This is a genomic window from Enterococcus sp. AZ091, assembly GCF_051714805.1.
Taxonomy (GTDB): domain Bacteria; phylum Bacillota; class Bacilli; order Lactobacillales; family Enterococcaceae; genus Enterococcus_D; species Enterococcus_D gallinarum.
The window spans coordinates 778,308-803,414 of record NZ_JBIOSO010000001.1 but is presented as its reverse complement, the minus strand read 5'-3'; the positions used below and the strand labels follow the sequence as shown (position 1 = coordinate 803,414).

The window sequence follows — 25,107 nt, the reverse complement described above, 5'->3', positions numbered from 1 at the left end:
CCTCCTTTGATTGCTAGGTGCAAGAAATGAATCGTTGAATCAGGAAATAAAGAACGCAACGATTCGTTGAATTGCTGATATATTCACATTTTTCGTCATTTGTAAGGGGAACTAGCTGATTAAAATGACATGAAAAATTTGTAGTCTAAACCGCTTTCTTCTGCTATGATAATCGAAAAAAGGAGAAAAGGAAATGGTGAGTTCTTGGGTTGAAGGCAAAGAAGGAGTAGCGGAGCATCTAGTCTATCTAAACAAAGAAGGCAAAGAGCTGCAGAAATTGTTGGCGGGAGAAAAGAACGCCATCATCCGTGGGGCAGCAGGGCGCAAATCTCCATTAGGTGGACGCGCAAAAGTTGGCGACCGTGTCTACTTCGTGGAAACAGGTGGCGATCTTTTAGTTACTCATCGTGGCATGATTGAGAACGTGATTGAAACGGAGAAAATGACACCTGAAGAATCACAACAATTTGTTGAGCAGCACCAATCAGAATTAAATTTATCCAAAAAACAAATGGAGCGTTGGGCAGGAAAGAAATTTTTGGCCATTTATCGAATTGCTGAACTGGAAGCGATTGAACCTTTTACGTATCAACGAGGGAAGAACATGGATGACTGGGTAATCACTTCTAGTATAGAGGAAATCAAGTAAGAGCCCATAATAAAGCGACCACCTGAAAGAACAGTCTTTTAGGTAGTCGCTTTTACTTTTGGGATAGTAGCAAGACTTCTGTTAAAGTTCTTCACCGTTCGTAGCGATGACCCGTTGATACCAAGCAAAGGAATCTTTTTTCAAGCGTTGCAGACTTCCGTTGCCAGCATTGTCTTTATCAACATAGATCATGCCGTAACGTTTTTCCATTTCTCCGCTGCCGAAACTGACGATGTCGATGATTCCCCAAGGAGTATAACCTAAGACGGGTACACCATCTTCTATTACTGCTTTCTCCAGTTGTTCGATGTGCTGACGTAAATAAGAGATACGGTAGGGATCATGGATCGTGTTTTCTTCTGTTAATTGATCATAGGCACCAAAGCCATTCTCTACGATAAAGAGCGGCAAGTCATAACGTTGATAGATCGTGTTTAAAACATAGCGAAGTCCTACGGGATCAATTGGCCATCCCCAATCCGTCGCGGTGATATAGGGATTACGGACGATTTTTGCGTGAGGGATATCGTCGGTCGGTTGGCCTTCGACAGTTTCCAATGTCGTGATCGTTCCTGACATATAATAGCTGAAACCAATATAATCAACAGTCCCTGCCTTTAGTAAAGCCTTCTCTTCCTCACTGATTTGGATTTTGATCCCTTTTTGCTGCCAGTAAGTTTGTGTATAGGTCGGAATCTTTCCTCTGACGTGGATGTCACTATAGAAGTAACGACGTTCATTGGCTTTGACCGAAGCCATCAAATCTTCTGGTGCACAGGAATAAGGATAGATTGGGACATAAGCCATCATACAGCCGATTTGAAAGTCTGGATTGATTTTTTTCCCTTCAATGACTGCCGCCGCACTAGCGATCAGTTCGTTGACACCCGCTTGAAAGACCAGTTCTTCTTTCTTGCTTTCTTCTTCGATGATCATGGCGGAGTTTGTCCAGACATGTAATGGTTCCTGTCCGTCTGCTTGATTATTGATTTCATTGAATGTCATCCAGTAGGTGACTTTATCTTTGTAGCGTTCAAAAACGCAGGTTGCGAATTTAACGAAGAGGGGAATCACGGCTTTATTGACAAAGCCACCGTAGGTTTCATAAATCGCATAAGGCATTTCAAAATGAGATAGTGTAATGATTGGTTCGATCCCATTGTTTAATAGTTCGTCAAAAAGGTCATCATAATATTGCAGGCCTGCTTCATTGGGCTCGTCCTCTTGGCCGGTTGGAAAAATACGGCTCCAGGAGATCGATGTACGCAGACACTTTAAGCCTAACGCTTTGAATAATTGAATATCTTCTTTGTAGCGGTGATAAAAGTCGATCGCTTCGTGATTAGGATAATACACATCTTCTTTGATGCCTCTCGTGATTTCACGAGGAATCCCGTTTCCTCCAGCAGTCATCACATCAGCAATACTCATGCCGCGTCCTGCGACATTCCAAGCCCCTTCTGCTTGATGGGCAGCAATTGCGCCACCCCATAGAAAATCTTTTGGCATTTTGCTGCTCATAATTCTTTCCTCCTAAAAAAGTTACGCTTCGATTTTTTGTGATCGGTTTGAAGCAATCACGAATGGCAAGTAGATCAATACGGAAATCGCCAGACAGACCACACCAACGATTGCAGCTACTGCATTTCCGCCAGTCCCTAGGAACAAGTTGATGATTCCTGGTGTGGTCCAAGGCACACCGATTGCTGGTGTCGGCATGATCGGCCAAATGACTGTTACAAAATAACCAACTAGAATATTGACCATTGGGGTCAATATAAAGGGAATGATCATAATCGGATTCAAGACGATCGGTAATCCGAAGATAATCGGTTCGTTGATCTGAAAGATTCCTGGAACAAGTGACATCTTAGCGATCTCCCGTTGTTCTGGTCGCTTCGAGGCGATGAAAATGGCAATGATCAGCCCTAACGTCATTCCCGTTCCGCCCATGTTAGCAAACATGTCGTTCAAAACGCCCCACGTTTCTTTGTAAGGTACATCCCACAAGGAACCGCCTTGATTGATGAAATCCAAGTTGGCTAAATCCTGTTCTGTAAAAATTGCTGAACGAACGGCATTCAATGTATTTGGTCCGTGAATCCCGATGGAGAAGAGCAGTGTTTGTAAGAAAGCTAAAATCAAGACACCAACGACATTTCCTCCTAAATCACGCAACGGACTTTGGATCCCTTTGTAGATCAATTCATTGATGCCCTCTGGCGCAATCATCAGTACTAGGAAGTTGATCAATGCGGTAACTGCTACGATGATCACGATAGGAATCATTCCAGAAAACGAACGGGAAACTGCCGGCGGTACCATATCGGGCATTTTGATCTGTAATCGTTTGACTTTGAATAGTTTCGGCAAGAATTCTCCTACCAGACAAGCAACGATCATGGCAACGAATAAGCCTTGTGCGCCTAAATATTGGGTGGAGATGGCATTGACACCGTCAACTGAGAAAGAAGTCGGATATAAAATCATAAACGCAGCTACACTTGTCAAACCAACTAGTGTCGCATCTGCATCAAAGTGTTTTGCTAGCAGTTGGGCAACCAGATAAGCAATGAATACACTCATGATATTGATGGTTCCGTTAGCAACAGATGCCAGTACTTGCTGGGCACTTTCTAAATTGGGAAAGATTTTTGAGAGTTGAAATAATTGCACGATAAAACTATCGTTGGAAAATAAGATATTGTTGACCAAAATAACTAATGAAGAAGAAATCGTCAACGGGAAAATCAACATAAATGCATCACGAATCGCTGCGACGTGTCGCTGGTTATTCAATCTGGTGGCAATTGGTACCAAGGACCGGTCTAGTAGATCATTAAATTTTTGCATAACAGTAACACCTTTCTCTATTTGATGGACTTATTATAGCGAAAGGTTGCCTGAAAAAGTAAGCGCATTCGTTTTTAGAATCAAATTCTATGAGGAAGAAATTTATTCCACAGTCGGAACAAGTGGTTACAAAAAACAGAAAGCAGCAAGACAAACGCTTGATTGCAGCCACTAGTCAGAAAACTGCTGCTGTAAAGCGAGTGTTCTGGCTAGGGCGTTCTTCGCTGTCTGGTACTTTCTGTGCTCGTTCATCATTGAGGGGTAGGTTCATCTTGTAAATAACCAATCAGTGTTTCCACGATGGCGATGGCTGGAAGCTGGCTAGTCAGATCGAGGAAGATGTCTTTGCGCTCTTCTTTGACTGCGTATTCGATCGAGTAGTCACATAAATGGGCAAGAGAACTCTCTTTATTTCTCGTAATACAATATTTTTGGGCAATCGCTTTATTAGCTAATCCAGTAATGACTTCGATCAATTCTTTTGTTTCACCAGAAACACTCAAGAAAACCAGAACGTTTTTTTGATCGGCTCGTAAGAAGCTGCGGATCGGGTAAGTCAATTCATCGATGCTGATGCAGAAGTAGCCGATATTTGCGAGCTTGCGGGCGACATACTGCGCAATTGCTCCAGACGCCCCCATCCCCATAAATAAAATACAGTCCGCATCTCGCAGTGTTTGCGCCATCTTCTTGATTTGGTATTCGACATCGGGATGGAAAATCGTCATGTTCAATCCACGGATGCGTTCTTCAAGGGATAACTGTTTTTGATGTTCTTCATAATGGACTTTTTCTAAATGGGTCTTGATATAAAAGCGAAATTCAGGAAAGGAATCGAATCCCACTTTTTGAACAAAACGAAAGACAGAAGTGGAAGAAACGTGGGCATCATCTGCAATATCCCGTACTCGCATATAAGGGACTTTTTCTAAATTATTGACAATAAAGCGATAGATCTCTTGTTCGACTGAAGACAATTTGTTTAAGTTCAAATGCTGAAAAACGGCCATAAATGTTCCTCGCTATCCCATAAGAGTATATGACGAGTATACCATGATTTAGCGAGTGAGTTGCTGATGAATCTGATAAACTGCACCAATTAATCCGGCGTCATTTTGCAATTTGGCAGGCAGCACAGGAGCAATCGTTTTTCCCCGCAAATAGTTGATGGCAGCGTGTTGTGTTTCGACAGTTGTTAATGTCTGTTGCAGTCGTTCAAAGAAATATAGGTTGGCACTGATACCACCGCCAATCAAAATGGCTTCTGGATCGAAACAGCTGATCAAATTGATCAACCCGACGGACAAATCTGTCAGGAACTGTTGGGTCACTGTTTCTGCTAATGTTTCTCCCATCTGTGCGCGCTGAAAAATTTCTCGAGCATCTGTCGTCGCTTGAAATCCTGCCAGCTGACCGCCTTTTTGATTGTAGATCCGAACGAGCCCATCAACGACAGCAGCTTTACGATTGATCGAAACTTCCTCACTATTACCTGTAGAAGGCAAGGCGTCGATCACCATCCAGCCAAATTCTCCTGCCATGCCGTGGGCACCGCGATACACTTGATCATTGATTACGATCCCTCCGCCTACACCAGTTCCTAAGACGAGGCAAAGGTAATTGGAGAAGGATTGGGCATTGCCGATCCATTTCTCTGCGATGGCGGCTGCATTGGCATCATTCTCGACAGAAACTGGCAAACCACAGCATTCTTCTAATGTGGTTTTGAAATTCTCGCCGTACAATGGTTTGATGGCGCCAGCTGTCAGCATCAAACCGTCTTTTTGCACGATGCCCGGCGCACTGATCCCAATCCCGGTGATCGGATAGCGACTTTTAGCTTCATTAATAATTGTGATTAAATCTTGATAGAAAGACTGGGGATCGTAGTTTGTCGGAAGCGTATTTTTTTCCAGAATTGCTCCTGTTTCATCAAGAACCCCGTATTTGATCGTTGTGCCGCCAATATCAAATCCTACATACATCGTTATTCCTACTTTCTTCTTTTAATCAGTGTCTTTTCTGCATTGTAGCATGGCACTTGCTGGAATATTTTTCTTTTCGACGGCCAGAAACAAGGGTGGCGTTTGCGTGCTAAGAAAACTGTCAATCAATGATTTCGGCTTTTCCATCTTCTGTTAGTTGCTGCAGGTGGGATAACATCTGTTGAATCACTTCTTCCGAATGCCGTTCCCATACCCCTAATTCTGCGACGACTTTCAGCGGAGAGGCAGAACGGTAGGAACGGGTCGGATTACCAGGGAATCGCTTATCGGTCAAGTTCGGGTCATTTTCAAAAGGCCCAGTCGGTTCAACCAAATAAATTCTTTCTTGCCCAGTTCCTTTGGCTAATTCGGCTCCCCATTTGGCTGCATCCAATGTTGCGGTGAAGTAAATATAGTTTGAGATCCGACCGGCTTCAAAGTTGGATTCTTTTTTTGGTTCCAGCAATTCGCCTAATTGTAATGATGCTTTGGTTCCGTGTAAAAAAGGTCCTCGGTCTAATGAATCGTTTGTGTGCTCCATTTGGTTCATCCTTTCTATCATTCATTGTTTTACTTAGCATACAAGAATCCCTCCAGATTGAAAAGCTGTTTGTCTAGTGGTGGAATGGTCACTATGTGATACAATTACCAGATTAATGTGGTAATCAGATATTATTTACTATTATGCGCTGATTCCCTAATATATAGTTAAGGAAGCGCTTCCTGGAGGTGGTCAAATGGATTTGAGTAAAAGAGAGAAAGTGTTGTTGCAATTGCTGCTGACACAAAAAGAGTTCAGACCAGCCGCTTTTTTTCAAGAACAGCTCTATGTTTCTTTAAAAACAGTCTATACAGATTTGGCGAGTCTGGAAGAAAAAATCAAGCCTTACGGGTTGACCATTGCTCGTTTGCCTAGAAGAGGGGTCAAGCTTGAAGGGAATCCCACTGCAAGGGAAAAAGGCTACAAACTCATCGTTACTGAAGGTAAAACCGTTGACGAATATTCTCCTGAATATCGTAAATTGTTTATCTTTGCAAATTATTTCTTCTCGAAAAAGCCAATGCATTACCAAGAATTTGCAGAATATTTCTACGTTAGTTATCAGTCGATCAAAAAAGATGTGGATGAATTATTCGCTTTTTGTCAGAAGAAAAAAGTTCGAGCGTCAATGTCTGCAAAAGGGTTGAAGCTAGAGGAGGAAGAATCTGTTCAACAAGCAACTTTCAAATCTTTTCTTGAAAAACATACAGATTCAGCAAGATTGGATCACTCTGCCATTCAGACATTGTTTGATCCGAAGATCGTTACCTTGACTACAGCACTGATTTCAGAAATATCCTTAACACTTGGTCGCCAACTCAATAGTTATTTTGTGGAATCCTTGACGGTATCGTTGGAAATTTTTCTTTCACGGATTTGTCTAGGAAGACATTTGGAACAGCAAGAGAATTTGGGATTTGAAAAATTAAAACAGATGAAACTGTATATGGTTGCTGTTTCCTTTGCAGAACGGATTGAAAGTGAACTAGCTGTTTCCCTAGCAGAGACAGATATCCAATACATTTGTTCATTGCTTTTAGCTCATGGAATTGAGCCGTATATGCAGATTACGGAAAAAAGAGAAGCCAACGTGATCGAAACAACGGAAGAAATGATCGAGAAGATGTCCCGTTTGCTAGATACTGATTTGACACAAGATAACTTATTGTTGCAAGCACTGCTTTCGCATATTGTCCCTATGATCCATCGTCTGAAAAATGGCATGTTAGTCAAAAATCCTTTGTTGCGATTGATCAAGAAGCAATACTCGACCATGTTTACATTAACGAAATATGCGATTGGCGGACTAGAAAAAAACTTTGCACTCTTCTTGACAGAAGATGAAGTGTCATTTCTAACGATTCATTTTCAACTCGCTTTTGAAAAAATCAAAGTCACAAAGCATGTGCTGATCGTTTGCAGCTCTGGACTAGCCACTTCTGAGCTGATCTTTAACCGGATCAAACAAACGATTTCTGCTACGACAGTTTTAGAGATCATCAGTGCAGAGAAATTAGCCAGTACATCACTAGAATTAGTGGATTTGATCATTTCAACTGTTCCGTTGGAGGAAGTGTCACCCCCTGTTCTCTATGTTTCACCATTACCGACAACTGAAGAAATTGCCATGATTTCGGCAAATCTTTCAAACCTGAATGAAAATGAAAAGAAACTGCATTCATCCAAATACCAATCATCAGAGCTATTGCAGAAATATCTAGATCCGGCATTTTTGTACATTAACCAACCGTTTAACACCAAAAAAGACGTCTTAGATTTTCTTGCAGAGAGTTATTTGAGCCATCATTTAGTCACCAACGATTTTAAGCAGTCACTTTATGCACGAGAAGAATTAGGCAGTACCGGATTAAAGACAGGCGTAGCGATTCCGCATGCTGATCCGCAGACTGTCAAAACAACAAAACTAGCATTTGTTACACTACCTAAAGCCATAAAATGGGGAGATACGGAAGTTCAATTAGTCGTTCTCTTGGCAATCGCTGAAAAAAATATGTCAGAAGCAAAAGAATTGATTGCATCTATTTACGATTTATTCAACTCTCCTGAAGAAATACGATGGGTGGTTAGCAGTAAAAATCGAGAAGAACTTTATCGTAAACTTGTAAAAGGAGGGACCCCGAATGTTTTTTGACCAGCAAATTGCTTTATTAAACAAAGAAGTAGAATCTAAAGAAGCAGCATTTCGGCTACTTACAGAGGAATTTTTAAAGAATGAATGTGTGACAGAGGCGTATCTTGACAACGTGATTAAAAGAGAGGCGGTTTTTCCAACCGGTCTGATGATCAATGGGATTGGCGTGGCGATTCCTCATACAGATAGTCAGTATGTCAAGAGATCGCAAGTTGGCTTTCTTTCATTGACAGATCCATTGCCATTCATTGAAATGGGAACAAGGGACAAAGAAATTTCAGTTTCATTAATCTTTATGTTGGCATTAAAGGAGCCGCACGAACAATTACAAATGCTGCAAAACTTGATCGAAATGTTTCAAAAAAATGGTGTGTTGGAAAAGTTAAGAGACATCCATGATGTTGAGGAATATCGGATGATTTTGCAACAGTATGGATTGGAATAAGGAGGGAATATTATGTTAAATGCGTTACAGTGGTTTGTTGATTTAGGGTCAATCGTTGTACTCCCGATTTTGATATTTATTTTTGGTCTTATTCTGGGAACGAAACCAGGCAAGGCTTTCACATCTGCTTTAACAGTTGGTGTCGGTTTTGTGGGCTTGAATCTAGTGATCGACCTGTTAAGCAATAGCTTAGGACCAGCAGCGCAACAGATGGTTGAGCGATTTGGCTTGAATCTGACGACGATTGATGTTGGCTGGCCGGCAGCAGCTGCGATTTCCTATGGGACGATTCTAGGAAGTCTGGCAATTCCGATCGGTGTTGTGTTAAATGTTGTTTTGATTATTTTTGGTCTGACGAAAACATTGAATGTCGATATTTGGAATATTTGGCATGCGGCGTTCATTTCTTCGTTGGTCTATGCTTTGACTGGCAACTTTGCCATGGGGATCGCTGCAACCGTCATCTATCTAATGATGATTCTTTTGATGGGAGATATTTTAGGACCGATCATTAATAAATTCTATGGTTTCCCGAATATCACTTTCCCACACGGGACCGCTGCTCCAGGATTTGTTTTCGCTTTACCGATGAACTGGTTATTCGATCGTATTCCGGGATTGCGAGACTGGAAAGCTGACCCGGAATCGATTCAAAAACGTTTTGGTGTCTTTGGGGACTCGACAGTTATGGGCTTTCTGATTGGTTTGATCATCGGAATTCTCGCTGGCTATGATGTGGCAGGCACTGGCCAATTAGCAGTTAAAACCGGCGCAGTGATGGTCATTATGCCAAAAATGGTTGCTCTATTAATGGAAGGGCTTACACCTATATCTGAGTCTGCCAATGACTTTGTGAAGAAACGTTTCCCTGGAAGAGAGCTTTACATTGGGATGGATGCGGCGCTTTCTGTCGGACATCCAGCAGTATTGTCTTCGTCATTATTACTCGTACCAATTACGATACTTTTAGCGGTTGTTTTGCCAGGAAATACGACATTGCCTTTTGGAGATTTAGCAACGATTCCGTTTCTTGTCTGTTTGATGGCAGCAGTATTTGGCGGAAATATTATCCGGACGGTTATCGCAGGGACAATTTATATGACCAGTATTTTGTATATCACTTCTTGGGTCGCCCCATTAGTAACAACAGCTGCTAAGTCTGCCAATTTTGACTTACAAGGAAATTCAACGATCACAGCTCTAGCTGAAGGCGGACTATGGACTACCTGGCTTTATGTCGGTTTGACAAAAGTATTGAGCTGGGGCGGATTAGCGATCATCGGTGCGATTGTTGTCATCGGTTTGATCTATGTTAACAAGGTGTTACCTAAAAAACAAAGCGTCAAGTAGGAGGAAGAACAATGAAAAAATTATTGATCATGTGTGGAACCGGAGTAGCGACATCAACGATCGTAACCAATAAAGTCAAAGAATGGCTCAAAGAAAAAGAACTGACGAATGAAGTCAAATTGTATCAATCCAAAGTCGCGGATGAAATGAACAAGATCGACGATTACGACATTGTTGTGAGTACCACGGTAGTCCCTGATTCCATCAAAGACAAAGTCATCATGGGATTGCCTTTATTGACAGGGATCGGTACCGAAGAAATGTATGCAGAAATCGAAAAGAAAATCAGAGAATAAAGGAGTCTTGCAAAATGCTTGTTACCACAAAAGAAATGTTTGACCATGCAGAGGAATTCAACTATGCCATTCCCGCAGCCAACTTTTTTGATCTAGACAGTGCCCGCACCTATGTTGAAACGGCTGCTAGGCTAGGGTGTCCATTGATCTTGGCTTTTGCCCAATCACATATGGATATGCTGAGTTTGGAAGAAGCAGCCCTGATTGGGAAGTATTTGGCTGAAAAAAGCGCCTTCCCCGTAGCATTGCATTTGGATCATGGTCAAGATGAGGAAGTCATCAAAGAAGCGATTCGTTTAGGCTTCACTTCTGTCATGATCGATGCATCAGAAGACCCGCTTGAAGAAAATATCCGCCGCTCCAAAGCGATCGCCGATTATGCCCATCAATATGGGGTGGTCGTAGAGGCAGAAATTGGGCATGTCGGCTCTGGCGGCAGTTTGGAAGCAACGGGGCTTTCTGATTCGATTTATACCGACTTCCATGAAGCAGTAAGATTTGCTGAACAAACGAATGTTGATTCGTTAGCCGTTTCGATCGGCACAGCCCATGGGCATTACCGAGGAACGCCTAAAATCAACTTTGATGTACTAAGTGAGATCCATCAAGCCATTACTATTCCGTTAGTCTTACATGGCGGTTCTTCTTCTGGTGATGAAAATCTTGAAAAATGTGCACAAGGCGGGATCCGAAAAATCAACATCTTTACAGATTTCGTTACAGCCGCAATGACCAAGATTCAAGAACAGCAGCCTGCTGACTACTTTGAACTAAAGAAAGCAGCGAATCAAGGAATGGCAGATACGCTAGCACATTACTATCACGTTTTTCATACAAAAACTTGTTAGGAGGATAAGCATGAGGAAAAAGCAGTTACGAGCACCCTTTTTTGTAGTCAATCCCAAAGCCTATTTATACGGAAAAGAATCCTTGGCACTGGCAAAAGCTGCCGATCAATTAGCGGAAAAATATGACGTTGATATCTTGTTCACGGTGCAGCACGCAGATGCCGCAACGATCAAACAAGCTACGAATCATTTGTTCATTACGGTTCAACACATCGATGGCATGACTGTTGGCCGGGGAATGGGCTACGTCTTACCTGAATCAGTAGCAAATGTCGGCGTAGCAGCGACATTTCTCAATCATGCAGAACACCCAATGACATTAGTTGAACTCGCAAAAGCGATTAATCGGGCAGATGAGTTGGGGCTCATCACGATTGCTTGCGCGAATTCACTGCAAGAAGCTAAAGCAGTGGCAGCTCTGCAGCCTGACATTATGGTTTGTGAACCAACTGAATTGATTGGTACCGGTCAAACGAGCGACGTTTCTTATATGGAAGAAACCAATCAAGCCATCCGTGCCATCAACAAAGAAATCAAGATTTTACAAGCGGCTGGTATTTCGACCGCAGACGATGTGGCAAAAGCACTGCAATCAGGAGCAGACGGAACGGGTGGCACCAGTGGTATCGTCTGCGCGCCAGATCCGCAGAACGTTTTGACAGAAATGATCAAAAAAGTTGCTGAGCTAAGAGATGAGGGGATTAAAAGATGAAATTCGCGAAAGAACAGCTAACATTGACATCAAATGGCAATCGGGTATCTTATCATAATATTACGCAAGAAGTGAAGGACTTTGTAGAGAGAAGCCAAATCAAAAACGGCATCTGTTTAGTCCAATCCCCACACACAACTTGTTCCGTCATTTTCGAGGAATTCATGCATGATACGGATTTTAATGGGGATGAATTTTTACAAGTTGATCTGAATCGCATTTTGGATAAACTAGTGCCTAGAGAACTCTCGGAAAATACAAATTATCGTTACCCTGGACCGAAACATTTGGAATTTCTGATGAGCCTAGATGATCCTAACTATCCGACAGATCCAGCAACGATTTTAAATGGCGATGCCCATATCCGTTCTTCGTTTTTCGGGGCGAGTGAAAGTTTTATTTTACATGAAGGAAAGCTTGAAATTGGTTCTGTAGGGTATATTTATTTCGTGGATTTTGACCAAAACCGAGTTAGAAATCGAACCTGCCATCTTATGTTGATGGGTGAATAAAGCAACTGCTAGTGGCAACTGGGGCAGCAGTATTCTGCAAGGACATGGGGAAAGTCGAACGCTTGAGCCGAAATGCGTTATAATCAATGAGACAATGAAATTTATGGAGGGATCAATTTGATTATTCGCCCAATGACAGCTAGTGATTGTCGATCAATCGATCAAGCGTTTCTTGCACAACAATGGCCTAGTCGTCAAGCTACATTAGAGAGATATCTTCAAGAACAGAGCCGCGGACTGCGACAGGTCTTTGTTGCGGAAGACTCGGGACAGATTGCAGGCTATGCGACATTGATTCCCCACGCAAAAGCCGGTCCTTTTAAAAAGAATGGCTATCCGGAGATCACCGATCTAAATGTCTTTCAAAACTTTCAGCGGCAAGGAATCGGCGCTAAGCTGCTCCAAGCTGCAGAAGAACAAGCCAAAACATTTTCGTCTGTGATCACCATTGGTGTGGGGCTTCATTCTGGTTATGGCCCTGCACAGCGACTGTATTTAAAAAATGGCTACTTACCTGACGGATCAGGGGTTTGGTTTGAGAATCAAGTCTTGGCAATGGGTGCTGCTTGTTACAATAATGACGATCTTGTGCTTTATCTTTCTAAGTCCTTTTGACAAGCAACCAGCATGTTATTTCTATCTAACAGGTATAATCTACAGAAAATACGATGAACGTCAATGCTAGGAGCATACTAGCTTTGACGATTTTTTCTACGACCAAACAAGCTTCGACGTATCTCGGTTCTGCTAGAAATTTTAGGAAGAATGGTGTGAACCGCATATTTGTTCGCCAAAAACAGCGTTCTTTCCTTTGATTAGAAAGGAAGAACGCTGTCTAGATTCTGTTCCATATTCAAAAAAATCAGTAACACTTCTCGCAGGGGGTCAATCCTTTGCTTAAAGCTTCGGACAACGTAGCTGGGAAATAAGTACCATTGCCGCATTTATGGGTGTGATACTTCTTCCCTGTACGGGTGATCATGACATATTCTTCTGCTTGATTGCTTGTGGTTTGATTTGACTGGCTGGCTTGGTTTGCCTGCTGTTCCGCAGCGGCGGCTGCTTGCCGTTCTTGTTCGGCTTTAGCAAGCTGCCGTTCTTGTTCTTCACGAATCGATTGGCGAACAGCTTCAGCTCGCTGCGTCAATCCATCATCTGCTGAGGGAAGCTTGGCAATCGCAGAAGTTGCACTAGCTAAGTTTGCTTCAGTCGGCTCTGCTTCGGCTTTTTCAACAGCTTTGGTCGCTTGTGCTTGCAATTTCGCTTGTGTTTCTTTCTCTTCAACTTTTGTTTGTAAAGAAGCCAGTCGATCTTCAAATTCAGTTTTCGTCGAACTTGTTGCTGCAACAAGCTTGGCAGCTGCCTCAAGGTCTGTTCTGCTTAGACTTTGTTCCGCTTTTTCTAACGCGCTGGCGATCTGCAGATGATCTTGGAGGACGGCCAAACGTTGATCATAATCGTCATATGTTTTGCTGAGAGAATGAACCAATGTTGCTGCTTCATCATAATTTTTTTGTGTTGGTTTAGATTCTGCCAACGCTAGTGCAGTTTCGACCTGTTTAATCAGTTCTTTCTCCGCTTTTTCTGCTTCTAAATAAGCCACAAATTCTTTGGAAGGTTTGATCAAGACTTCCTGTTCTTTTTTCTGATCATTTAAGGCAGCTTTTACCACAACTTGTTGCTCAGTGGCATCATTCAGGTGAACTGTGTAGCTAAAAGAACCTTTACTGTTTTTGACCGTTTCCCCATTGATCGTTAGGACAGCATCGGCCGTGGCTTCCCCTTCGATAGTCGCTTTTCCTGTTTCATCCGTTTGTATTTCAGGTGAAATAACAGATAGTGTCAAATTGCTCGGAGATAAAATTGAACCAGCAAAAAATAGAATAACGCTTCCGCATAAAATAAATCCCAATCTTTTTTTCGGTCGCTTCTTGATGGCAGCGATAATCAACAAAATACCGCTTACAATTACTGCTAAGAAACTGACCAAACTAATCCACATACCCATAACTTTTCTAGTTCCTTTCACTTTTTGATGTCTTTATTATAACATGATTTATATTAAAAACATGAAAAAAATAAGAAAATAAAACTAGATAATAACAATTTGTTTTTACGAATCGTTCTTATTTATAGAATCCTTTTTAGGGAGCGCTAGAAAACGGTTCCTTTTAATTGCTATTTTTTTAATACAGATTAAAATAGTGTATTATTCTTGATAAATAAAAGAAAAGTGCTATTATTAGTCGTGAGATTAATACAGATTTTGAAAAGAGGTAGTACAGTGAGTAAAAAAGGTTCAGAAATTATTGTTGAAAGTTTAGAAAATCATCACGTCCCCTATATTTTTGGGATTCCAGGAGCAAAAATCGATGGTGTCTTCGATACATTAGAAGACCATGGACCACAATTGATCTTAGCCCGGCATGAACAGAATGCTGCATTTATGGCACAAGCCATTGGCCGTTTGACTGGAGAGCCAGGAGTAGTCATTGCTACCAGTGGTCCAGGTGCCAGTAATTTAGCAACGGGATTAGTGACAGCGACAGCTGAAGGAGATCCAGTTCTGGCATTGGCTGGGCAAGTGAAACGTTCTGATTTATCGAAACTGACCCATCAAAGTATGAACAACGCTGCTCTCTTTAGTCCAATAACCAAATACAGCACGGAGATCCAAGATCCCGAAACATTATCTGAAAATATCGCAAATGCATTTCGAATCGCTAAAACCGCAAAAAAAGGTGCCAGTTTTCTGTCGATACCACAAGATGTAACGGATGGCCAAGTCGAAGGAAGTGCCATCAAGCCATTATCAGCGCCAAAATTAGGACAAGCGAATCCAGAGGATATCGAGGATCTCGTTGAACGCATCAAGGAAGCAAAACTACCGGTTTTATTACTAGGCATGCGGGCTTCTGCTGAAAGCGAGACAGAAGCCATTCGTCATTTGATAGCGAAAACGGGATTACCAGTCGTGGAAACTTTTCAAGGAGCAGGAATCATTTCTCGTGCTTTGGAAGACCATTTCTTTGGCCGTGTGGGCTTGTTCCGTAATCAGCCAGGAGACATGCTGCTAAAACGAAGTGATTTAGTGATCGCTGTGGGGTATGATCCGATTGAATATGAAGCGCGCAATTGGAATGCAGAGAAAGACGCACGGATTATTGTGATTGATGAAGTACCGATGGAAATCGATCCATACATGCAGCCTGAAGTAGAGCTGTTAGGCAGCATTGCCAAAATCATTGAGCAAGTGACACAAGCCATCGATCAATATACGTTATCAGCAGATGCACAGAACTATTTAGCTACGTTGCAAGAAAAATTAACCGAAAAGCAAATAGAGGCCCGTGGAACAGAACAAACATTGCATCCATTGGAGATCATTGATACATTGCAGCAAAAAGTGACGGATGAGATGACCGTGACTGTTGATGTCGGCAGTCACTACATTTGGATGGCGCGTCATTTCCGCAGTTATGAACCTCGCCATCTATTGTTTAGTAATGGGATGCAGACATTAGGTGTGGCATTGCCATGGGGAATTGCGGCAGCATTAGTGCGGCCGAATACGCAAATTATTTCCGTATCTGGTGATGGTGGTTTCTTATTCTCTTCACAAGAATTAGAAACGGCTGTTCGCTTAAAACAGAACATCATTCATCTTATCTGGAATGATGGCACCTACAATATGGTGAAATTTCAGGAAGAAATGAAATATGATCGTGCTTCAGGTGTTCAATTTGGTCCTGTAGACTTTGTCAAATACGCGGAAGCCTTTGGGGCAAAGGGATTACGTGCCACAACAAAACAAGAATTGACAGCCGCGATCGAAGAAGGGTTTGCAACTGATGGACCAGTCGTCATTGATATCCCGGTCGATTATTCCGATAATGCCGAATTAGGCAAGACGATTTTGCCGGATCAATTTTACTAAGAGTATTTATTTTACTAATAGAAGGAGCTTCATGATGAACGTGAAAAGCAAAAGTTATTTATATCAACACGGAACTTTAGGCGGGTTGATGGAAGATTTGATGGATGGTACCGAACAAATCGGCAAGATGTTAGCCTATGGTGATACAGGAATCGGTACATTAGCTGGTTCAAATGGTGAGATTATTTTCTTGGAGGGCGTGATTTATCATGTTGACGAAACAGGACAGGTGAAGCAGCTGACAGGGACCGAGACGACGCCGTATGCAGCTGTCGTTGATTTTGCAGCCACGGATGAACTTGCTTTTGACACAGAAGCTACGGATGAAGAAGTCAAGGGAAGATTATTAGCGACCATCAGTCCCAATTTGTTTGCGGCCATCAAGCTTCATGGAATGTTTGATACGATGCACGTGCGGGTAGCGCCTAAACAAGAAAAGCCCTATCCAAAATTCGTTGAAATCATTCAAAATCAACCTGAATTTACGGCGACAGAAATAGCAGGAACTATCGTAGGCTTCTTTACCCCGAAACTTTTCCATGGTGCTGCAGCAGCAGGCTTCCATCTGCACTTTATTAGTGACGATCATCAGTTTGCTGGTCATGTACTGGATTTTAGCTTAATCAGTGGTGAAGCAGAAGTAATGGAAGTAGCCGAGTTTCGTCAACATTTTCCCATAGAGAATGCTGAGTTCTTGCAGCGGGAAATCGACGTGGAAAAAATTGCCCGGGATATCGAAGAAGCAGAATGATTTTTTGCTATAGTTAGGTAGATTTTGCGTTGCATTTGATTCTTCGCTGATGGATTATTTTCTGAAAAAAAGTATCTGAAATACAGATTAGAAGGTTAGGAAGTAAATAGGAGAAAAGTGCTGATTTCATTGCTGATTTCCGACTTCATTCTGTATCAGATGCTTTTTTTAGTATTGAATAGATTTCCTGCAGCTGTACATTCGCCCAAGGGGAAGAATTGTAGTTCTCGGATGGATCAAAAAGATGTGCGCCATAGAATGCAAAAATAAATTTCAAATAAGTCGAACAATTTGGCCTGTTTTTCCTATACAATAGAAAGTGAAAGGGCTTTTTTTAAGAAGGTAATTCCATTAAGGGCCGCTGTCCACGAAACGAATGAGAAAGAGGGAAGACACATGAAAGTTATCATCACGGAAGATTATCAAGAGATGAGCCAAGTAGCCGTACAGCACCTTTTAGGCGTAATGCACAGCCAGCATCGGAAGAATATTTCAATCACCGCTGGATCAACACCAAAAGGGGTGTATGAAATGCTGGTACCACTAGTAAAAAATAAAAAATATTTTGATCACGTTCACTTTTATAACTTTGATGAGATTCCATTCAAAGGAGAAGAAGACCGCTATGGTGTCACGATGACGAACTTGCACAACCTGTTTTTTGGACCAGCGGAAATTGATCGTGAAAGAATCCATGTCTTGGACTGGACGAATTATGAAACACAAGATGAACGAATCAAAGCCGATGGTGGATTGGATATAGTGTTGCTGGGGGTTGGATCAGATGGCCATTTCTGTGGGAATTTACCGAACACGACAAAATTTGGAGATTTAACGAGTCGCGTGAATGCGAATGCGACACCCGAGATGGCTGAGGTTTTGTTAAGTGAGGTTGGTGGAGACAAAGAAAAACAACCTGATTTCTATGTAACAATGGGACCAAAAAGCATCATGCAGGTGAAGAAATTGGTAATGATCGCCAATGGCAAGAAAAAAGCAGGCATCGTCAAACAATTAGTAGATGGAACAGTAATGGAGGACGTTCCGGCAACGCTATTGACGACCCATCCAGATATGACATTGATCGTTGATAAAGAGGCTGCCTCGCTGCTTTCATACTAACCAGCGGAATTTGATTTTTCTCTATATCTTAATGAAGTAGTTCCTAGTAGATTGGACAATACACACCTGCTACAAATAGAAGTCAATCCCCCTCTTACCATTAGATCCTTTTTGCTTAAAAGGATTCTAATGGTAAGGGGGTTTTTGTTGTACGTTGACAAAGCTTGTTTCAGAAGGAAAGCAGATTGTTTTACAACTTACAAAAAGTAAGTTATTATTATCTCGAATTCGAAATAAATCGAGCGAGGTGAGGAAATGGATCATCAAGAGGAAGCATTGAAGGCCTATATTGGTTTATTACGCAGCAGCAGTCACTTAGAGCAGGTGGCTAAACAAGATGTCCGCTGTTATGGCTTGAATCTGACAGAGTTTTCCGTTCTGGAACTGCTTTATCATAAAGGTACACACACCACCCAAGCCATCAAAGAAAAAATCTTGATTGCCAGCAGCAGCACGACGTACGTCATCGATCAACTCGTAAAAAAAGGCTGCGTTCGTCGAGAAACAAGTCAAACGGATCAGCGAATCACCTATGTCAGTCTGACAGATAAAGGGGCAGAATTGATGGATCAGATCTTTCCAACTCATGCCACAAAAATTGCGGCAAGTTTTGCCTCGCTTAGTATTGACGAGTTGCAAACATTAAAAACATTATTACGAAAAATAACTTATAACGAGAAATGAGGAAGAAAAAATGAGAAAGCAAGACCAATTACTAGGGGTACACCATGTAACAGCCATGACCAGTGATGTCGAAAGAAACTATCACTTCTTTACAGAGATTTTGGGGATGCGTTTAGTGAAGAAAACTGTCAATCAAGATGATATTTATACCTACCACACATATTTTGCGGATGATCTAGGTTCCCCAGGAACCACGATGACATTCTTTGATTTTCCCAATACCGATCGTGGCAGTAAAGGAACAAATTCAATTACCCGTACAGGCTTTCGCGTACCATCCGATGCTGCATTAGACTATTATAAAAAGCGTTTTGAGACATTTGATGTGAAACATGAAGCGATCACAACAGAATTTGGCAAAAAAGTGTTGCGCTTCTGGGATTTTGATCAGCAATCTTACCAATTGATTTCTGATGAACACAATCAAGGCGTCAAAGCAGGTATTCCATGGAAACAAGGGCCAGTTCCAGAAGAATTCGCTATTTATGGTTTAGGCCCAGTCGAAATCTCCGTTTCTTATTTTGCTGATTTCAAGGGATTACTGGAAAATGTCTTTGGATTCAAAGCCATCGATCAAGAAGGAAATCGCACGCTATTAGAAGTTGGCGAGGGGGGCAATGGGGCAGAAATCGTCTTAGTCGAAGATACCACAAGCCCACAAGCACAACAAGGAGACGGGGAAGTGCATCACGTCGCCTTTCGTTTAGCCGATCGCCAATCTTTAGCCGTATGGCAAGAAGTTTTTGAAAATTTGGGTCTCGCGAATTCTGGCTATGTGGACCGCTACTATTTTGAATCGCTGTATGTACGTGTAGGACATATTCTTTTTGAATTAGCGACAGATGAACCTGGCTTCATGGGTGACGAGCCTTACGAAACATTGGGCGAAAAATTATCACTGGCTCCGTTTTTGGAAGACCAACGTGCAATGATCGAAAAAGCGATCAAGCCGTTTGATACCACTCGCAGCCATAACTAAGGAGGTAAAAATGATGCAACCCATTCAACAAATCCACCATATATCCGCAATCGTCGGTGACCCGCAAGTAAATGTAGACTTCTACCGCGAAGTATTAGGCTTGCGTTTAGTCAAACAAACCGTCAACTTTGATGATCCTTATACGTATCATCTCTACTACAGCAATCTGTCCATTGAAAATGGCACGATCATTACCTTTTTCCCATGGGCCAACGCGCATCCTGGTCGTGTCGGTAGCGGACAGGTGGGCACGATTGCCTTTCGCATTCCTAAAGGCAGCAGCGACTATTGGAAACAACAATTGGCCCATCATCAAGTCACTGTTCATGAGAGCCATCTATTTGGGCAACCAACATTGGAACTTCAAGATCCTCATGAACTGTCTTTAGCGCTAGTGGAAGGGGAAGCAGCGGAAACAAACGCGATTCTTGGGTTCCATGGAGCGGTCTTACTTTCCGCTAAGCCAGAGGAAACATTCAAGACGTTGACCCATGATCTAGGGCTGCAAGTTGTAGCGGAGACAGAATCAAACCGACGATTGGTGACTGCCGGACCAGTGAAACACGAGATTCTCCTACCAACAGAGCCACTGAGACCTGGTCGTTGGGGTGTCGGTACCGTCCATCATATTGCCTGGTCGGTCCCGAATGAGGAAAGCCAAATCAACTGGCAAGATGACCTTTATACAAAAGGGTATGGTGTTACAGAAATCAAAGATCGTAACTACTTCAAAGCCGTCTATTTTAAAGAGCCTGGTACGATCCTTTTTGAGATTGCAACGGAATCTCCGGGATTTCTCATCGATGAACCATTGGAAACCCTGGGGACAGCACTCAAATTGCCCCCTCAATTTGAAGAGCGCCGCGGAGAAATCACAGCTCATTTACCCAAATTGACTGTTTAATTTACAAGTAGGAAGTCATCAATCATACACAAAAAAGAGAAAGCGGTGTTGCATGATTTATTTGGATCCCCAAAATCTGACGCAAAGAGAAAATTATAAATTATTGATCGGCTCGATCATTCCGCGGCCGGTTGCCATCGTAACGACACGATCGGCAGAAGGGACCGTAAACATTGCCCCCTTCAGTTTCTTTTCGATCGTCAGTTCAGAACCCGCCATCGTTTCGATCGCTGTTCAGCGAAAAAAGGGCACGATGAAAGATACGGCTCGTAACTTACTCACGACCAAGGAAGCAGTGATCCATATCTTGGATCGCAGCAATGTGGAAGCAGCCAATCAGGCAGCGGCACTGTTACCTGCAGAACAAAGTGAATTGACCGTCGCAAATTTTACGCCAGTCCCTTCTCAAACGGTTGGCGTACCCGGATTGCAAGAGGCGAAAATTCGCTTTGAAACCACCCTTTACCAACATGTACCGATTAACGAGGAAGAAACCAAGGAAAAAAACAAAGAAGAGATAAAAGTGGATCTGCTCTTACTTAAAATCACTGGGTATCAAATAAATGAACAGGTCTATGAAGAAGGAAAAATCAATCCCAAAAAATTGGCGGCAGTTAGCCGACTTGCGGGAAATTCGTATGCTGAGATCGGCGAGATCTTCGATTTGGCACGACCAAACGAGAAGGAGGACAAATGAACTTTATCTTTCACCAAGGAAAACCAGCTGCTCCCGTACTTGTCTTGTTACATGGAACCGGCGGCGATGAACGCTCTTTGCTTGATCTAGGTCACGACCTAGATCCCCAAGCATCATTGCTAGGTATTCGAGGCAATGTTTTAGAGAATGGCATGCCCCGCTATTTCAAACGATTAGCAGAAGGCATTTATGATGAAGAAGATTTAATGTTCCGGGGGCAAGAACTGGCAGCATTCATTCAAGAAGTCGCTAAAGAAAAAGGTTTCTCAATCGAACAAGTTGTCTTGGTTGGTTACTCTAATGGAGCCAATATTGCGCTCAATCTATTGCTGGAATTCAGTGCTCTTTTTCAAAAAGCGATTTTGTACCATCCAATGTATCCAGTATCGAAATTACCCAATCACCTACTGGCACAAACAAACGTATTTATGAGTTTTGGTCTGAAGGACCCTATCGTTTCTGTGGAAGACAGCAAGTATGTGCAAGCGATTTTTGAGTCTCGAGGTGCACAAATAGAATATGTTTGGACCCCAAGTCATCAACTGACCTATCAAGAAGTTGAAAAATCACGAAAGTGGTTAGAAAAGGCAGATTAACTGGTTGTGAAACAGTGTTTAACACTATATATACTGTAAAAAAACACAACTGAAGACAACAATTTAAAAAAACAGCAACCAAAGGGGCAGACAAGATCCAGTGGCTGCTGTTTTTTTATAGAAAAAGTTTAGAAATTCAGGTAGCGTTTACTGCTGCTTATTTTTATGCCATACTATTGATTAATAGGCAAACCAATTTATTAAATAGACTTTCTATTGAGGTCATAGAAGAAGTGAGAATGCTCTGCAAAAGTATCTGAAATAATCGAACGAGGTTCTTCTTGGATGTGCCCTCGTGAGAGAGACAACTGATAAAAATAAAGGAGAAAAGAATTGGCAATTTCATTAAGAAAAGCAACAATAGATGATAGCCCACTGATCCAGAAATGGTGGCAAGACGGAAAGGTGATGGCAGCGGTCGGTTTCCCTCAAGGGTTAGCAGTGAGCATTGAGGAAGTACAGCAATCGCTTCATTACTACGAGGAGGTTTCTGGTGAGTTTTTATTGATTATAGACGAAAAAGGCCACCCCATTGGAGAATTTGCCTACAAGCCTATCGAAGCTAAAGGAGCAACGTTTGATATAAAGATTGGTGAACTGTCAAGGCAAAGGCAAGGCTATGGGAAAGCGGCTTTAGAAAAAGGCATGCAAAGGATTGCTGCCCAAAATCGCTTTAATCGAATCGAAATCACTGTCAATTCTACAAATGAGCCGGCACTGAAATTATACGAAAAAGTAGGGTTCAAACAAAGCGGTTTTTTGAAAGATCATTGGGTGAATCAAGTCGGTGAGCGTTGTTCGACAGTCGTGATGGTATATGAATTAGCAGATGCTGACAATGGCCTGAATAAAAGTAATTAAGGCACTAAATCATATTGCTTATTAAAGAGGTCTATCTGGATAAAAATCGCAGATAGCGCAAAAATAGATTTCCAGCAGGATACTGATTAAAGTCATCGGTTACAAGAGTCTTTCATAATCAATATCTTGATGATATCCATCGTTTTAGTTCATTCTCCTCTTTTTTTGAACTGGCTAGTTAGAGCAATGCTCTAACTATTAGGACATTTGTTTGAGCGAAGTCAAGGCATATGAATAAATTCGCTGTTGTAGAGATAACAACCTATGTGCGAAAGGTATTGGTCAACTCCTAAGTTAAAACGTATAATAAAGAAAAACAACATAGGAGCGTATATCATGAATTTAATAGGAATTGATTTGGATGGAACACTACTAAACTCGGAGCAAAAGATCAGTCATAAAAATGCCGCTTCTTTAAAGTCGCTTTCCAGTGATTGTTTCCCCTTTATTTGTTCGGGTCGAGAAGTAGGAGATATTCAGGCGATCCTCAAAGAAGCTGATTTAGCGATCCCGGCGGTCGGATTGAATGGTGCCATTGGGTACGATCAAGACAAGCTGATTTTTGATTTTCCATTTGATCCCCAAGCTGTAAAAGAAGTGAGCCAGATCGTTTCAGCGTTTCCAACAAAAATATATACCAATCAAGGCAGCTATGAATCGCAAAACTATCAAGAAGAGATGAAAAACATTTTCTATGCGATTGGTCAAGAATTTCCTGTAGAAGAACTGAATTATGAACTTGATTATGAAAATACGATTCAGTCGACAGCTTACGATGCGATTGAAGAAATCATCAATCAAAAAAATATTAATGTTTATAAACTGTTTGTTTTCGTCCCTAATCGTGAGATAAAAAAAGAGCTATTTCCGCAGATAGAAAATATACCAAATGTCTCTGTTACTGAATCAGCGGCCGTCAATCTTGAAATCGTTCCTCGCTCCGTATCCAAGGGCTTTGTTTTTGATCATCTTAGCCGCATTTATGAATTAGACCAGCCAACAAAATTCGCTATTGGAGATAGTTTAAATGACTTAGAAATGTTTAAGAACGCGGATATAAGTTTTGCCATGGCAAACGGTCATCCAGCAATCAAAGAATTAGCAGATCATGTGACCGTTTCAAATGACGAAGATGGTGTTTCGCAAGCGTTAGCAATGATTAAAGGTACAAGATAAGCATGCTGTTTGGAGAAGGCACAGCCTGCATTTCGCCCTAAAAGACCCTGCCACTATGTTGTCGCTTGAGAGACAACATAGTGGCAGGGTCTGCTTGTTAACGAAAGGGGACTATTTCATCAGATGGTTTTATAATTCGTGAATGGCCTCAGCAATTGGTGTTTCTCCGCTGATGACTTCAAATTCTTTGCCAATACTGTTTTCATTTTCCAAAACAGCGATCAATGTGGCAGCAACATCTGCCCGCGGAATCGAGCCGAACTCGTTGCGTTTGCCTGCTTTGACGTTGCCTGTTCCCGGATCGTCTGTCAAACCGCCGGGATGGACGATGGTCCAGTCCAAGTCGGTGCGGCTTCTCAACCATTCATCCGCATAATATTTGGCGATCGTGTAAGGCTGCAAACTATTTTGTTTCAACAGTTCTTCCCGATCATTTCTGAAAGTGCTGACCATGACGAAACGTTTGACGCCCGCTTTCTTTGCCGCTTCCATGGCTTTGACGGCACCATCTAGATCGACTGCTATCGTTTTTTCTAGTCCTTTGCCGCCGGCACCAGCACTGAAAACAATAGCGTCAACTTCGTTTGCTGCTTCTGCGATCGTTTCAATCGAGCTGGAAGCCAAATCCAGTAGTACCGTCTCGATCCCTTTCTCTTCAAAGAAAGGAACTTGTTCAGGATTTCGGATCAAGGCTTTTTCCTTGATCTGTGGATGATTCTTCAGTTGCTCGGCGAAATGCTGACCGACTTTGCCATATGCACCAATAAATAAGACTTTCATAGAGATTCTCCTTTTCAGAAAAGGGGATGACTGTAAGTATTTTAATAAACGGAAGATCTGAATACTAAGAGACAGGCTTCTGTGATCTCATAGATTCTGATCACAGCTTTATGAAAAGTATTCGACCGCTCCTCCAACTCAGATCATTTCGTTGGATGTTTACTTAGGTCATAGCCCTTTGTTATTGGTTTTCTCTTCAGAGATTGAAGGGAATTTTTTTAGCTAAACTTATATCGATAGATGATTGATCAAAAATCTTTCTAGATTAAGCATAGCA

General features: G+C 42.0%; 26 protein-coding genes. 19 read left to right on the top strand and 7 right to left on the bottom strand.

The genetic code is table 11. From position 1 onward, the window contains the following. The first annotated feature begins 193 nt into the window (after window positions 1-193). Complete coding sequence (locus IGJ28_RS04155; RefSeq protein WP_021150666.1) at window positions 194-649, top strand: hypothetical protein; 456 nt, start codon at window positions 194-196, stop codon at window positions 647-649. 81 nt (window positions 650-730) lie between these two features. Here IGJ28_RS04155 and IGJ28_RS04150 read toward each other — a convergent pair whose 3' ends face one another. The 5 genes from IGJ28_RS04150 to arr form a co-directional block, all read right to left on the bottom strand. Continuing rightward, entirely contained in the window at window positions 731-2,170 is a 1,440-nt protein-coding gene (locus tag IGJ28_RS04150; RefSeq protein ID WP_138371324.1) for a 6-phospho-beta-glucosidase, read from the bottom strand. A 21-nt stretch (window positions 2,171-2,191) separates the two neighbouring features. Continuing rightward, the gene (locus tag IGJ28_RS04145; protein WP_003127899.1) at window positions 2,192-3,502 is read right to left on the bottom strand and encodes a PTS sugar transporter subunit IIC; all 1,311 of its coding nucleotides are present in this window, start codon (window positions 3,500-3,502) and stop codon (window positions 2,192-2,194) included. A gap of 251 nt (window positions 3,503-3,753) precedes the next feature. Then, window positions 3,754-4,512, bottom strand: a complete 759-nt coding sequence (locus IGJ28_RS04140) for a MurR/RpiR family transcriptional regulator (RefSeq protein WP_003127900.1) — start codon at window positions 4,510-4,512, stop codon at window positions 3,754-3,756. A 48-nt stretch (window positions 4,513-4,560) separates the two neighbouring features. Then, the gene (locus IGJ28_RS04135) at window positions 4,561-5,487 is read right to left on the bottom strand and encodes an ROK family protein (protein ID WP_438845202.1); all 927 of its coding nucleotides are present in this window, start codon (window positions 5,485-5,487) and stop codon (window positions 4,561-4,563) included. 121 nt (window positions 5,488-5,608) lie between these two features. Further along, window positions 5,609-6,028: an NAD(+)--rifampin ADP-ribosyltransferase gene (gene arr, locus IGJ28_RS04130; RefSeq protein WP_438845201.1), complete on the bottom strand. Its 420-nt coding sequence runs from the start codon at window positions 6,026-6,028 to the stop codon at window positions 5,609-5,611. Between the two features lie 196 nt (window positions 6,029-6,224). Here arr and IGJ28_RS04125 point away from each other — a divergent pair, with 196 nt between their 5' ends. The 8 genes from IGJ28_RS04125 to IGJ28_RS04090 all read left to right on the top strand — a co-directional run bounded on the left by IGJ28_RS04125 (window position 6,225) and on the right by IGJ28_RS04090 (window position 12,958). Next, on the top strand, window positions 6,225-8,180 hold the full coding sequence (locus tag IGJ28_RS04125; protein ID WP_081131082.1) for a BglG family transcription antiterminator: 1,956 nt from the start codon (window positions 6,225-6,227) through the stop codon (window positions 8,178-8,180). Further along, the gene (locus IGJ28_RS04120; protein ID WP_003127904.1) at window positions 8,170-8,625 is read left to right on the top strand and encodes a PTS sugar transporter subunit IIA; all 456 of its coding nucleotides are present in this window, start codon (window positions 8,170-8,172) and stop codon (window positions 8,623-8,625) included. Before IGJ28_RS04125 ends, IGJ28_RS04120 begins: the two co-directional genes overlap by 11 nt. A 12-nt stretch (window positions 8,626-8,637) precedes the next feature. Then, complete coding sequence (locus tag IGJ28_RS04115) at window positions 8,638-9,975, top strand: PTS galactitol transporter subunit IIC (RefSeq protein WP_081131080.1); 1,338 nt, start codon at window positions 8,638-8,640, stop codon at window positions 9,973-9,975. 11 nt (window positions 9,976-9,986) lie between these two features. After that, window positions 9,987-10,271, top strand: coding sequence for a PTS sugar transporter subunit IIB (locus IGJ28_RS04110; RefSeq protein WP_003127907.1), 285 nt, complete (start codon window positions 9,987-9,989; stop codon window positions 10,269-10,271). 14 nt (window positions 10,272-10,285) lie between these two features. Next, the gene (locus tag IGJ28_RS04105) at window positions 10,286-11,119 is read left to right on the top strand and encodes a class II fructose-bisphosphate aldolase (RefSeq protein WP_003127908.1); all 834 of its coding nucleotides are present in this window, start codon (window positions 10,286-10,288) and stop codon (window positions 11,117-11,119) included. Window positions 11,120-11,129: 10 nt separating this feature from the next. Beyond that, the gene (locus tag IGJ28_RS04100; protein ID WP_438845200.1) at window positions 11,130-11,831 is read left to right on the top strand and encodes a triose-phosphate isomerase; all 702 of its coding nucleotides are present in this window, start codon (window positions 11,130-11,132) and stop codon (window positions 11,829-11,831) included. Continuing rightward, window positions 11,828-12,343 (top strand): YjbQ family protein, encoded by a 516-nt coding sequence (locus tag IGJ28_RS04095; RefSeq protein ID WP_003127911.1) that lies wholly within the window; start codon window positions 11,828-11,830, stop codon window positions 12,341-12,343. Before IGJ28_RS04100 ends, IGJ28_RS04095 begins: the two co-directional genes overlap by 4 nt. 111 nt (window positions 12,344-12,454) lie before the next feature. Beyond that, window positions 12,455-12,958: a GNAT family N-acetyltransferase gene (locus IGJ28_RS04090; protein ID WP_369915010.1), complete on the top strand. Its 504-nt coding sequence runs from the start codon at window positions 12,455-12,457 to the stop codon at window positions 12,956-12,958. A gap of 247 nt (window positions 12,959-13,205) precedes the next feature. Here IGJ28_RS04090 and IGJ28_RS04085 read toward each other — a convergent pair whose 3' ends face one another. Next, window positions 13,206-14,351 carry a hypothetical protein gene (locus tag IGJ28_RS04085; protein ID WP_438845199.1) on the bottom strand — a complete coding sequence of 382 codons (1,146 nt, stop codon included), beginning with the start codon at window positions 14,349-14,351 and terminating at the stop codon, window positions 13,206-13,208. A gap of 276 nt (window positions 14,352-14,627) precedes the next feature. On the opposite strand from IGJ28_RS04085, the gene alsS reads away from it, so the two are divergent. From alsS to IGJ28_RS04035, 10 genes are all read left to right on the top strand, one after another. Then, on the top strand, window positions 14,628-16,280 hold the full coding sequence (alsS, locus tag IGJ28_RS04080; protein ID WP_005469970.1) for an acetolactate synthase AlsS: 1,653 nt from the start codon (window positions 14,628-14,630) through the stop codon (window positions 16,278-16,280). A 34-nt stretch (window positions 16,281-16,314) separates the two neighbouring features. Then, window positions 16,315-17,031, top strand: a complete 717-nt coding sequence (gene budA, locus IGJ28_RS04075; protein ID WP_003127915.1) for an acetolactate decarboxylase — start codon at window positions 16,315-16,317, stop codon at window positions 17,029-17,031. A gap of 396 nt (window positions 17,032-17,427) precedes the next feature. After that, the gene (locus IGJ28_RS04070) at window positions 17,428-18,153 is read left to right on the top strand and encodes a glucosamine-6-phosphate deaminase (RefSeq protein ID WP_438845198.1); all 726 of its coding nucleotides are present in this window, start codon (window positions 17,428-17,430) and stop codon (window positions 18,151-18,153) included. Window positions 18,154-18,408: 255 nt separating this feature from the next. Beyond that, a complete protein-coding gene (locus tag IGJ28_RS04065) occupies window positions 18,409-18,837 on the top strand; it encodes a MarR family winged helix-turn-helix transcriptional regulator (protein ID WP_195957770.1) in 429 nt (142 codons plus the stop codon). A 10-nt stretch (window positions 18,838-18,847) separates the two neighbouring features. Next, window positions 18,848-19,816 (top strand): ring-cleaving dioxygenase, encoded by a 969-nt coding sequence (locus tag IGJ28_RS04060; RefSeq protein WP_003127918.1) that lies wholly within the window; start codon window positions 18,848-18,850, stop codon window positions 19,814-19,816. 13 nt (window positions 19,817-19,829) lie between these two features. Next, a complete protein-coding gene (locus IGJ28_RS04055) occupies window positions 19,830-20,720 on the top strand; it encodes a ring-cleaving dioxygenase (RefSeq protein ID WP_438845197.1) in 891 nt (296 codons plus the stop codon). Window positions 20,721-20,772: 52 nt separating this feature from the next. Further along, entirely contained in the window at window positions 20,773-21,417 is a 645-nt protein-coding gene (locus tag IGJ28_RS04050) for a flavin reductase family protein (RefSeq protein ID WP_003127920.1), read from the top strand. Then, window positions 21,414-22,013, top strand: a complete 600-nt coding sequence (locus IGJ28_RS04045) for an alpha/beta hydrolase (protein ID WP_041120036.1) — start codon at window positions 21,414-21,416, stop codon at window positions 22,011-22,013. The genes IGJ28_RS04050 and IGJ28_RS04045 overlap by 4 nt, the downstream gene beginning before the upstream one ends. Before the next feature lie 333 nt (window positions 22,014-22,346). Beyond that, the gene (locus IGJ28_RS04040) at window positions 22,347-22,874 is read left to right on the top strand and encodes a GNAT family N-acetyltransferase (protein ID WP_081131070.1); all 528 of its coding nucleotides are present in this window, start codon (window positions 22,347-22,349) and stop codon (window positions 22,872-22,874) included. A 336-nt stretch (window positions 22,875-23,210) separates the two neighbouring features. After that, window positions 23,211-24,050, top strand: a complete 840-nt coding sequence (locus IGJ28_RS04035) for a Cof-type HAD-IIB family hydrolase (protein WP_060815412.1) — start codon at window positions 23,211-23,213, stop codon at window positions 24,048-24,050. Between the two features lie 129 nt (window positions 24,051-24,179). On the opposite strand, the gene IGJ28_RS04030 is transcribed toward IGJ28_RS04035, so the two are convergent. Continuing rightward, window positions 24,180-24,830: an SDR family oxidoreductase gene (locus IGJ28_RS04030; RefSeq protein WP_060815413.1), complete on the bottom strand. Its 651-nt coding sequence runs from the start codon at window positions 24,828-24,830 to the stop codon at window positions 24,180-24,182. Window positions 24,831-25,107 lie beyond the last annotated feature (277 nt).

What these genes read in the sequence shown, in the direction of transcription:
- IGJ28_RS04110 (WP_003127907.1), top strand. Translation starts at nt 9,987, where the DNA reads ATGAAAAAATTATTGATCATGTGTGGAACCGGAGTAGCGACATCAACG.
- IGJ28_RS04050 (WP_003127920.1), top strand. Translation starts at nt 20,773, where the DNA reads ATGATTTATTTGGATCCCCAAAATCTGACGCAAAGAGAAAATTATAAA.
- IGJ28_RS04035 (WP_060815412.1), top strand. Translation starts at nt 23,211, where the DNA reads ATGAATTTAATAGGAATTGATTTGGATGGAACACTACTAAACTCGGAG.
- IGJ28_RS04070 (WP_438845198.1), top strand. Translation starts at nt 17,428, where the DNA reads ATGAAAGTTATCATCACGGAAGATTATCAAGAGATGAGCCAAGTAGCC.
- IGJ28_RS04115 (WP_081131080.1), top strand. Translation starts at nt 8,638, where the DNA reads ATGTTAAATGCGTTACAGTGGTTTGTTGATTTAGGGTCAATCGTTGTA.
- arr (WP_438845201.1), bottom strand. Translation starts at nt 6,028, where the DNA reads ATGGAGCACACAAACGATTCATTAGACCGAGGACCTTTTTTACACGGA.
- IGJ28_RS04095 (WP_003127911.1), top strand. Translation starts at nt 11,828, where the DNA reads ATGAAATTCGCGAAAGAACAGCTAACATTGACATCAAATGGCAATCGG.
- IGJ28_RS04100 (WP_438845200.1), top strand. Translation starts at nt 11,130, where the DNA reads ATGAGGAAAAAGCAGTTACGAGCACCCTTTTTTGTAGTCAATCCCAAA.
- IGJ28_RS04140 (WP_003127900.1), bottom strand. Translation starts at nt 4,512, where the DNA reads ATGGCCGTTTTTCAGCATTTGAACTTAAACAAATTGTCTTCAGTCGAA.
- IGJ28_RS04120 (WP_003127904.1), top strand. Translation starts at nt 8,170, where the DNA reads ATGTTTTTTGACCAGCAAATTGCTTTATTAAACAAAGAAGTAGAATCT.
- IGJ28_RS04125 (WP_081131082.1), top strand. Translation starts at nt 6,225, where the DNA reads ATGGATTTGAGTAAAAGAGAGAAAGTGTTGTTGCAATTGCTGCTGACA.
- IGJ28_RS04145 (WP_003127899.1), bottom strand. Translation starts at nt 3,502, where the DNA reads ATGCAAAAATTTAATGATCTACTAGACCGGTCCTTGGTACCAATTGCC.
- IGJ28_RS04155 (WP_021150666.1), top strand. Translation starts at nt 194, where the DNA reads ATGGTGAGTTCTTGGGTTGAAGGCAAAGAAGGAGTAGCGGAGCATCTA.
- IGJ28_RS04065 (WP_195957770.1), top strand. Translation starts at nt 18,409, where the DNA reads ATGGATCATCAAGAGGAAGCATTGAAGGCCTATATTGGTTTATTACGC.
- IGJ28_RS04105 (WP_003127908.1), top strand. Translation starts at nt 10,286, where the DNA reads ATGCTTGTTACCACAAAAGAAATGTTTGACCATGCAGAGGAATTCAAC.
- IGJ28_RS04055 (WP_438845197.1), top strand. Translation starts at nt 19,830, where the DNA reads ATGCAACCCATTCAACAAATCCACCATATATCCGCAATCGTCGGTGAC.
- IGJ28_RS04060 (WP_003127918.1), top strand. Translation starts at nt 18,848, where the DNA reads ATGAGAAAGCAAGACCAATTACTAGGGGTACACCATGTAACAGCCATG.
- IGJ28_RS04135 (WP_438845202.1), bottom strand. Translation starts at nt 5,487, where the DNA reads ATGTATGTAGGATTTGATATTGGCGGCACAACGATCAAATACGGGGTT.
- IGJ28_RS04150 (WP_138371324.1), bottom strand. Translation starts at nt 2,170, where the DNA reads ATGAGCAGCAAAATGCCAAAAGATTTTCTATGGGGTGGCGCAATTGCT.
- IGJ28_RS04030 (WP_060815413.1), bottom strand. Translation starts at nt 24,830, where the DNA reads ATGAAAGTCTTATTTATTGGTGCATATGGCAAAGTCGGTCAGCATTTC.
- IGJ28_RS04045 (WP_041120036.1), top strand. Translation starts at nt 21,414, where the DNA reads ATGAACTTTATCTTTCACCAAGGAAAACCAGCTGCTCCCGTACTTGTC.
- IGJ28_RS04085 (WP_438845199.1), bottom strand. Translation starts at nt 14,351, where the DNA reads ATGGGTATGTGGATTAGTTTGGTCAGTTTCTTAGCAGTAATTGTAAGC.
- budA (WP_003127915.1), top strand. Translation starts at nt 16,315, where the DNA reads ATGAACGTGAAAAGCAAAAGTTATTTATATCAACACGGAACTTTAGGC.